This window comes from Streptomyces sp. NPDC001941, from assembly GCF_040296945.1.
GTDB lineage: Bacteria > Actinomycetota > Actinomycetes > Streptomycetales > Streptomycetaceae > Streptomyces.
Map to the genome: position 1 here is coordinate 1 of NZ_JBEOYE010000210.1, position 4476 is coordinate 4476.

Here is a 4476-nt window from a genome sequence, read left to right on the forward strand (position 1 = left end):
CCCACCGGGGGGGCCGCCGCTCTCGGCATCCCTCAACCCGGCAGGACCCGCTCCAGGGCCCGAACGAACTCCTTCGCGTCATCACGTGCCGATGCCGGTGCCAACGGCTCACCGTCCACCAGGACCGTGGGCGCGCCCTGCACACCGGAGCCACGGAAGGCCTTCTGCGCCTTGGTCACCCAGGACCGGTACGCGAGGGACCGCACGGCCTGGTCGAACGCACTGCTCCGCAGACCCCGCACCTTGCCGGCCACGTCGAGGAGGAAGTCCGTCGTGAAGCCGTCCACCGTCTCCTTCGGCTGTGAGGCGAACAGGGCGGCGTGGTACGCGGCGAAGTTGCCCGCCTCGACGGACGCGCGCAGGGCGTTCGCGGCGCGCAGGGAGCCCTTGCCGCCCAGGTTGGAGTCGAGGAAGGAGGCGATGACGTACTCCACCTTGAGCTCACCGGCGGCCGCCCTGCGGGCCACCTCGGCACCGGCTGCCGTCGCGAACACGGCACAGTGCGGAGACCTCGGATCCTCCAGGATCCTCATGGTGTGCGGGGCTGCCGGCTCACCCACGACGATGGTCACGCCGTCCTTGTCCATCCGGGCCGGCAGGCCTGCCAACTGGCTCTGCCCCGCGGCCGCCTGAGCGGTGGGTGCCGCCGTGGAGACGTGGGGAGCCGGTGACGGTCCGGCCTCCCCGCCACAGGCCGAGGCGACCAGGGTGACGAGGAGGGCGGTGCCCACCGTCATCGCACGACGAGTTCCAGCAGAGGACACCACACGCAGCTCCAAGCTGTTCATGCACAAGCGAAAGGGAAGGGAAGGGAGTCGGGCCGGAGTCTTCCGGTGGCCGAGTCGAGGCAGCCGAGGGTTCGTCGGCGCAGGCGAGTCGGGCACGCATGACGTCCGCAACGGGAGGGACTTCAGCCCTCCGACAGGGGCTGAGTCGTGAACAGGCTATCGATGCCGCCACCCCTCAGCGGCGGACCAAAGTCCCACGCACTCAGGCCAAAGACCCGCGTCGCAAGGCGCGGTGGCACGGCGCTGCCGCCCCCGGACTGGTCATCGACCTGAACGCGCTCACCATGAGCTGCCCCGCTCACGCGCCTCACGCAAGGACCGGGACCCCCGGTCCCCGCACCTTCCCCATCCTCACCGACGCGCCGCCAGCACCGCGCCGAGGCCCTCCCGCAGGTCGCGGACGAAGAAGCCGGGGACCTCCAGCGACGGGAAGTGCCCGCCGGACTCCGGGGATGTCCAGCGGACGATGTTCCGGTAGCGCTGCCGCGCCCAGGGGCGCGGGTACTTCTCGATGTCGCGGGGGTACGTGGTGATGGCCGCCGGGACGTCGACCTTGAGGTCGGGGTCGAGGGAGTTGTGGCTCTCGTAGTAGATGCGGGCCGCCGACGCACCGGTCCGGGTCAGCCAGTACAGGGTGACGTCGTCCAGGACGCGGTCGATGGAGAGCGTCTCGAAGGGGCTGTCGTCGGTGTCGGACCATTCGGCGAACTTGTCGAGGATCCAGGCCAGCAGCCCGACGGGTGAGTCGACGAGCGCGTACCCGATGGTCTGCGGCCGGGTCGCCTGCTGCTTGGCGTAGGCGGCGCGGTGGTGCCAGAAGTCGTACGTCTCCTCGGTCCAGGCCCGCTCGGCCGGTGTCAGACCGTCCGTCGTCATGCCGGGCGGTGCCTCGGCGAACGTGGTGTGGATGCCCAGGACGTGCTCCGGGTACCGGCCGGCGAGGACGGTCGTGATGTTGCCGCCCCAGTCACCGCCGTGGGCCAGGAAGGTGGGGTAGCCGAGCCGTTGCATCAGCTGCACCCATGCGGCGGCGGTCTTCTCCGTTCCCCATCCGGTGGTGGCAGGCTTGTCGCTGTAGCCGAAGCCCGGCAGCGAGGGCGCGACGACGTGGAAGGCCGGGGTGTCCGCGGACTTCGGATCGGCCAGTTCGTCGATCACGTCGACGAACTCGGCGATGCTGCCGGGCCATCCGTGGGTGAGGATCAGGGCGGTGGCGTCCGCCCTGGGCGAGCGCCGGTGCAGGAAGTGGATGCCGAGGCCGTCGATGGTGGTGCGGTACTGGCCGACCTGCTCCAGGCGTTCCTCGAACCGGCGCCAGTCGTAGCCGGTGCGCCAGTAGTCGACGACGTCGATGAGGTCGGCGAGCGGTACGCCCTGTGCCCAGCGGCCGGGGCCGGGTGCGGCGCCCAGGACCGTTTCCGCCTCCGGCAGCCGCGCCGCGGCCAGGCGCGCCCGCAGATCCTGGAGGTCGGCATCGCTCGCGCGGGCTTCGAACACCTCCACCACCTCCACCCGTGCGGACATCGCAGCGTGCACATCACTGGTCGTACGGGACATCAGGCCTCCCAGGCATAGCGGAGCCGGCCACCGGGCACCGCCCGGTGAACCAGCTAAGACGGTTCGCACTCTTCTGGTCGTGTAACCGGCTACGGTGGTTCCATGCCTTCCGAGTTTCCTGACTTCCGCTTCGGCAGCGTGCTGGCGACGAGCTTCACGGGGACCCTGTCGGAGCGTCACGGCGATCCGGTGGAACGGATCCCCACGCCCCAGCGGCTCGTGGACTGGCTGGCGGTGAGCGGCCTCACCGTCGGCTCCTGCACCCTTGACCAGCTCGGACTTGCCCGGGAGCTGAGGGAGGCCGTCCACGCCGCCGCCACGGCGGCCGCGACCCACAGCGCACTGCCTGGGCCCGCACTCCAGGTCATCAACGCGCGCAGCACTCAGGGCCGCGCCACGGCCTTCCTCAGGCCGGAGGGGGTCAAGCGCTGGCGGCTCAACCCCGGCTCCAGCGTGGAGGACGCCCTCGGCGTCATCGCCGCCGACGCGATCGACATCATCGCGGGCGAACGCGACGGGCGCCTGGCCCTGTGCGCGTCACCGACCTGCCGGGCAGCGTTCTTCGACACCAGCCGCAGCCGCACCCGCCGCTGGTGCGACATGAACACCTGCGGCAACCGCCACAAGAAGGCCCGCTTCAACGCGAGGCACCACGAAACCCCGTCTTCCCGGACGGGTGTCACTCTCGATGGAGCCGCTTCGTGAGCATGGGTCCGAATGACGCACAGATCGCGCAGGTCGAGCAGCACTTCGGAGTCCGCTTCCCCCAGGACTACCGGGAATTCCTAGCCACTACGGGGAGTCTCAGCCAGTTCGTTCCTCCCGCTGACGACTTTCTGGCGATCGACCCTCTGGCCGAACTCATCGGCATCAATGAGGCCGGCGAGTTCCAGAAGCGGTTCCCGAGCGCCGTCGTCATAGGAGGGGACGGCAGCCGCGAACTACTTGCCTACGACTTTCGCCAGGACGTCCCGCCCCTGGTGACCTTCGACGTCTCCGCGGAGAACTGGTCAGACGCCATCCACCAGGCCCCCTCCCTCTCCACCTTCCTGGAACAGTTCCCGCGAACCGGATGGAACTGGGGAGACAGTGACTCCCAGAACAACTGACCACAGCCCCCACGGACGGTTCCCCATTCCCGGGTTGGGATCGCGGCGGCGATATTCCGGTGCTTCGCCACGGGTACGTCCCATAGCATCGGCACAATTCGAGCAACGGATCCGCGGTCCATTCCCCCACGGCATCCACCAGCTCGTTTCACTGTTCCTTGACCCCGTGTAGTGGCATGCGTGAGGTACTGATGTTCTCCCCCGTTCCCGACGACGACCCGCTGAACGGCCTGCGCCCGCACGTGGAAGGCGACCTCCTGGGACACGAGCCCACGGAGGGTTTCGCGGACCGGTGCTGGGTGCTTCACCCGATCAGGGTCGGTGGGCAGAAGGTGCGCTGGAACGACTTCCTCAGGCCGTACGGCAAGCAGCTCGGCGACTGGATGTTCACGCCGTCCTTCCGTGTCTTCGGCCGCCTTCCACGCCCTCTCACAGAGGGCTACGAGGAGCCGACGATCGGCGAGATCGACCGGGACACACTCGCGCGCCTCCTCACGGTCACGGCCCGCCACAGTGCACAAGGTGCCGAAACGGAATGCTTCTGGGTACCCGCCTCGGTCCACACCCCCGGATACCCGGTGAAGGCCGACCGCGGTCCCCTGAGCAGCGCGCTGGCCCACTTCGACGGTCTGCGGGACTCCTGGAGGGTGTTCCCGGCCCACTGGTGGCCCGTCGAAAGCACATGGCCCGTCGAGGGCTCGTGGTTCGTCGTCACGGACGAGGACTTGAGCGCCACCGAGGTGTTCGGCCCCCGGGAGCTGATCGCGGATCTGCTCGCCGACGACGAGCTCGACGCCGTACGGCATCCGAGCATCGCGGACGTCTGGCACACGGGCAGCCCCACCTGGCGCGACGAGCAACCGGTTGACATCCTCCCCCTCCTATAGGAGGGCGACTCCCGTCTGGCGGCCGGTGGCGTGCGGCTTGGCCTTCGGGTGGGTTCCCCGTTCAACGGGCCGTGCCTGGGGTGGGATTTCCACTCCAGGCCTTACCGGCCCTCCAGGGGCGTTTAGCCTCTCCGC

5 protein-coding genes are annotated in these 4476 nt (G+C 69.3%); 3 read left to right on the forward strand and 2 right to left on the reverse strand.

Annotated elements, in window-relative coordinates:
• Positions 1 to 32: 32 nt before the first annotated feature.
• Entirely contained in the window at positions 33 to 737 is a 705-nt protein-coding gene (locus ABT160_RS46435) for a thioredoxin domain-containing protein (RefSeq protein WP_351656322.1), read from the reverse strand.
• A gap of 402 nt (positions 738 to 1139) precedes the next feature.
• On the reverse strand, positions 1140 to 2345 hold the full coding sequence (locus tag ABT160_RS46440; protein ID WP_502984429.1) for an epoxide hydrolase family protein: 1206 nt from the start codon (positions 2343 to 2345) through the stop codon (positions 1140 to 1142).
• Between the two features lie 102 nt (positions 2346 to 2447).
• On the opposite strand from ABT160_RS46440, the gene ABT160_RS46445 reads away from it, so the two are divergent.
• The 3 genes from ABT160_RS46445 to ABT160_RS46455 all read left to right on the forward strand — a co-directional run bounded on the left by ABT160_RS46445 (position 2448) and on the right by ABT160_RS46455 (position 4341).
• Positions 2448 to 3050: a CGNR zinc finger domain-containing protein gene (locus ABT160_RS46445; RefSeq protein WP_351656325.1), complete on the forward strand. Its 603-nt coding sequence runs from the start codon at positions 2448 to 2450 to the stop codon at positions 3048 to 3050.
• A 2-nt stretch (positions 3051 to 3052) separates the two neighbouring features.
• A complete protein-coding gene (locus ABT160_RS46450) occupies positions 3053 to 3454 on the forward strand; it encodes an SMI1/KNR4 family protein (RefSeq protein ID WP_351656333.1) in 402 nt (133 codons plus the stop codon).
• A 176-nt stretch (positions 3455 to 3630) separates the two neighbouring features.
• Entirely contained in the window at positions 3631 to 4341 is a 711-nt protein-coding gene (locus ABT160_RS46455) for a hypothetical protein (protein WP_351656327.1), read from the forward strand.
• Positions 4342 to 4476: the final 135 nt, after the last annotated feature.

Excerpts from the sequence above, each read along its gene's own strand:
- ABT160_RS46435 (WP_351656322.1), bottom strand. The coding sequence starts at position 737 with ATGACGGTGGGCACCGCCCTCCTCGTCACCCTGGTCGCCTCGGCCTGT.
- ABT160_RS46440 (WP_502984429.1), bottom strand. The coding sequence starts at position 2,345 with ATGTCCCGTACGACCAGTGATGTGCACGCTGCGATGTCCGCACGGGTG.
- ABT160_RS46445 (WP_351656325.1), top strand. The coding sequence starts at position 2,448 with ATGCCTTCCGAGTTTCCTGACTTCCGCTTCGGCAGCGTGCTGGCGACG.
- ABT160_RS46450 (WP_351656333.1), top strand. The coding sequence starts at position 3,053 with ATGGGTCCGAATGACGCACAGATCGCGCAGGTCGAGCAGCACTTCGGA.
- ABT160_RS46455 (WP_351656327.1), top strand. The coding sequence starts at position 3,631 with ATGCGTGAGGTACTGATGTTCTCCCCCGTTCCCGACGACGACCCGCTG.